The sequence below is a fragment of the Daejeonella sp. genome (assembly GCF_044232565.1).
Classification (GTDB): domain Bacteria; phylum Bacteroidota; class Bacteroidia; order Sphingobacteriales; family Sphingobacteriaceae; genus Daejeonella.
In genome coordinates, this window is sequence record NZ_JBIILQ010000240.1 from 1 (window position 1) to 4,127 (window position 4,127).

The following is a 4,127-nucleotide window of genomic DNA, read 5'->3' on the forward strand; positions in this document are numbered from 1 at the left end:
TGATAATTTTGTAAAATCAATAATTGATCATGCGCCGTTAAAAGGCTAATATTTTTATTAGAATTATATAATTTTGTGGGCTTTACAAGTCCCAAACACGAGAAATACGAGAAATGAGAAAGACCTTAGGGATAATTACCGGACTACTATTTATTACGTTTGTCCAAGTAAATGCACAAAAAAAATCTATATCCCTTGATAAAGTTGCTGCCGTTGTAGGCAGTTCTATCATTCTGCAATCCGAAATTGAAATGCAATATTCACAATATTTGGCACAGGGGAACCCTGCAAATGTAGATGTGAAGTGCAATATTTTGCAAAGTTTATTGTCTCAGAAAATTCTTGGGCAACAAGCAATCATCGACTCAGTAACCGTAACTGAAGATCAGGTTGATAGTGAAATTGAGAGACGTTTGCGTTCTATGAGTGGTAGGGCAGGTGGTCAGGAGCGCTTGGAGACATTCCTAGGCAGGTCGCTTTTGCAATACAAAGATGAGATCAGACCAGATATTAAAGAAATGTTGGTTGCGCAAAAAATGCAAGCTAAAATTACCGAAAATATATCTGTAACTCCTCTAGAGGTAAAACGATATTTTGATGCTATCCCAAAGGATAGTTTGCCCTACTTTAATACGGAGGTTGAGATTGCGGAGATTGTAGTCTACCCAAAGCTTAATAAGGAAGAAAAAGAAGTTTTTCGCGATAAGGCCGAGGTTTTGAGGTTGAGAATTAAAGGAGGGGAGGATTTTGCTACCCTTGCAAGTTTATATTCGCAAGATCCAGGTTCGGCACGAGAGGGTGGTGAATTAGGTTTTATGGATAGAGGTAGCTTAGTAAAGGAGTTTGCAGCTACAGCGTTCAAATTAAAGCCTGGAGAGCTATCTACAGTTATTGAAACTGAATTTGGTTTCCACGTATTGCAAGTGATTGAAAGACTTGGTGAGCAGGTTAATGTAAGGCATATTTTAATAAATACTAATCCTACTCCAGCGAGTTTGGATCGTGCCAAGGCGCATATTGATAGTGTTCATACTCTTTTAGCCGATAAAAAATTAGATTTTGGCGCTGCTGCAACGTTTTATTCGGATAATAAAGAAACAAAATATAATGGCGGTATGATGCTGAATGCAGAGAATGTTCAGAATCGTACAACGTATATTCCTACCGATAAATTGGATCCGCAGATTTTCCTTACTATTGATACAATGACTGTTGGAAACATCTCTAAACCATCTATTTTTACTGGCGCAGATGGAAAAACTGGTTACCGAATTGTAATGCTAAAATCCAAGACTGGTCCCCATCAAGCTAGCCTCGATCAAGATTTCCCCAAAATTAAGGAGGTAGCCTTTGAAGATAAAAACAACCGTACGATTAGTGAATGGTTTGAAAAACGAAGGAAGGTTACCTTTATTAAAATTGATGGCGAATACCAAGTTTGCCCTGAATTGGCTGGTTGGACAACCGCAAAAGAATAAGGTATGAAAAACTTTAGTTCTGATGTTGAGGCCATAGATGCATTACACCTATCTTATCAAAAGGTTAGGAATGAAATTGCACAGGTAATCATTGGTCAGGATGAGGTGATAAAATCAGTACTAATCTCAATCTTTAGTAATGGTCATTGCCTATTGGTTGGTGTTCCAGGCCTTGCTAAAACTTTGCTCGTGCAAACCGTTGCACAGGTTCTTGACTTGAGCTATAATCGGATACAGTTTACTCCAGACCTGATGCCTTCGGATATTGTGGGCTCAGAAATTTTAGGGGAGGATCGTAGTTTTAAATTTATTCGAGGGCCTATTTTTTCGAACATCATTCTTGCCGATGAAATCAATAGAACTCCACCAAAAACGCAGGCAGCTCTCTTAGAGGCTATGCAAGAAAAGGTGGTTACTGTGGGGGGGCAAACACATCAGCTACCGCAGCCATTTTTTGTGCTCGCAACCCAAAACCCTATTGAGCAGGAGGGCACTTACCCCTTACCTGAAGCACAACTCGACCGTTTTATGTTTAATGTTTTTCTAACTTATCCTTCATTTGAAGAAGAATTACAAGTGGTTAGAAACACTACAGCAAATAGAAAAGTAGAACTCACTAAAATATTGAAGGCCTCTGAAATTAGCTTTTTTCAGCAGTTAGTTAGAAATATCCCCATTGCCGACAATGTATTGGAATATGCGGTGTCGATTGCCGCCAAGACTCGTCCCGGTACGGCTACAGCAACCGACGAGGTGAATAAATTTCTTAGTTGGGGTGCAGGCCCCCGAGCATCTCAGTTTTTAGTCCTGGGCGCAAAATGTCATGCCGCTATTTCGGGTAAATATTCTCCTGATAAGGAAGATGTTCAAGCAGTAGCAGAATCAATCCTCAGGCACCGTATAGTACGTAATTATAAGGCTGAAGCCGAAGGGCTTAGTATTGAAAAGATTATCGCAAATCTGCTTTAATCTTCACATTCTTTAAAAACCTTGTAATATTTTCGTCGGAATATGCGCCATAGGCATCAATTATCATCCCTTTATGTCCCTGTCTGCTTTCTAAAGCATATATTACGGAATTGTCTTCCGGATCGCTCATTCCTTCAAAACGGTAAAACTCCGTGATAAGCAGGTCTTCAGCGGCTAATTTTTCATTGATTTCGCCAAATTGTAAACTTGAATCTTGATAATTAAAATTATAAATATATCCTCTTATTTGCAGGTTATTTACTGCTTCGAGGAGGTTGCTGTAGTTTTTTGAGATCTTGTTCATGCTTTCACGTTTAGATTTAAAACGATTGAATAAAATCTGTAAGGATCAAAATGCGGATAGAAAGTAAAACAGTATCTTTCTATTGATCAATTACACTATGAAACAATAGCTAAAACCGAGCCAATTACTCTCCTGCAGGAATGTAAATTTCTAAAAGGATATTCCAAGTAAAGCCTTCTTGGGATTCCCAAACTCTTACGTAATTAAACTGACTTAAGACGTTATTTCTGGTAATCTGGGCCTTCCCATAAGTATAGGCTAAGTCGCTACCCAGAGCTCGGTTTGCCACAGCAGGCATCGTTTCAACAATAATTTGCTGCCGACTTAAGAAATTATTGATTTTTGTTTTCCCAACTATCGGTTCATAGCCAGGGAATAAAAGGCGGCCCTCCTCAGCAAAAAAAGTGTTGTATGCCAAGCGCTGGTTATCTAAAAGCGTATTTGAAAATAGCTTATCAGTGGTGAGAATAAGTTCTTCTCTTTGCTTTAATCTTGCTTCAGCAATTTGTCTGAAAAACCGGAAGTTTTTAGGATCAACAAAGTTTAAATTTGGCTCATTTAATGGCTTGGGATGGGTCATGCCTAAGTCGAGAGCCAATTTCCATACCCCCTTGCTATTTGTCTGCCATACAGAAAGATACTGTCCGTAAATTGTTGTTTCACTAATATTGGTGCCATAAGAATATGGCCCAGTTGTAAAACCCCAGTCGCCACTTTTTGATATTTTAGCAAATACAGGTGTCCAATCTAGCTTTCCGCGGTCAATACTCGATTTTTTATCGAAAAATTCTTTTGCTTTTAGGGGGCTTGGTTTAAAAAGTATGGTCGACTCATCGGAAACCTTTAAAAAAGCTTCCCTTATTCCTTTATCTTTTGTGTAGGCAGCAAAATAGTTCTCAGCAGCAATCAGTGAATTGACCCTTCCATTGCTTTGTTGTCCGAAATTATGCTTCCAGCTAAGTAAAATCAAGAAAAAAAAGGAAAAATGTCGTTTCATAGGTTGATTTCATTATCGTTTTGTCTTTCATGGCTTTGCCATTTAATACATAAGCATTGCGCCGAAAAATTAAAACGCCATCGTATTGCGAAGAACAAATAATCTATATGCTTTTTCGATTTTAGATTTTATTCCAGGTAGTTCCCTCTTTATTATCCTTCAGTTGAATTCCAAGAGAATTTAATCCAATTCTAATCTTGTCGGAAGTGGCATAATCTTTATTTTCCTTCGCTTCTGTGCGTAATCCGATTATAAAATCTAAGAGCTTAGCCGTATCATCTGTTTGGTTACCCTCTTCTTTGAGCCCCAATACATCGAAAACGAAATTGTTCATCAATTTCTTTAAATCGTCGATATCCTTTTGTGTTGCAGCAGTTTT

Annotated in this window: 4 protein-coding genes and 1 pseudogene; 2 read left to right on the forward strand and 3 right to left on the reverse strand. The window is 38.4% G+C overall.

Annotation, left to right across the window (positions count from 1 at the left end):
• Window positions 1-113 precede the first annotated feature (113 nt).
• A complete protein-coding gene (locus ACILQF_RS11205) occupies window positions 114-1,478 on the forward strand; it encodes a peptidylprolyl isomerase (RefSeq protein WP_395627495.1) in 1,365 nt (454 codons plus the stop codon).
• A gap of 3 nt (window positions 1,479-1,481) precedes the next feature.
• Entirely contained in the window at window positions 1,482-2,447 is a 966-nt protein-coding gene (locus tag ACILQF_RS11210) for an AAA family ATPase (protein ID WP_395627496.1), read from the forward strand.
• Here ACILQF_RS11210 and ACILQF_RS11215 read toward each other — a convergent pair.
• The 3 genes and pseudogenes from ACILQF_RS11215 to ACILQF_RS11225 form a co-directional block, all read right to left on the reverse strand.
• The gene (locus tag ACILQF_RS11215) at window positions 2,428-2,751 is read right to left on the reverse strand and encodes a phosphoribosylpyrophosphate synthetase (protein ID WP_395627497.1); all 324 of its coding nucleotides are present in this window, start codon (window positions 2,749-2,751) and stop codon (window positions 2,428-2,430) included. The two genes, ACILQF_RS11210 and ACILQF_RS11215, sit on opposite strands and share 20 nt — an antisense overlap.
• A 124-nt stretch (window positions 2,752-2,875) precedes the next feature.
• The gene (locus ACILQF_RS11220; RefSeq protein WP_395627498.1) at window positions 2,876-3,748 is read right to left on the reverse strand and encodes a hypothetical protein; all 873 of its coding nucleotides are present in this window, start codon (window positions 3,746-3,748) and stop codon (window positions 2,876-2,878) included.
• 121 nt (window positions 3,749-3,869) lie between these two features.
• Window positions 3,870-4,127 (reverse strand): annotated as a pseudogene (locus tag ACILQF_RS11225) (cysteine--tRNA ligase); the annotation flags it as partial.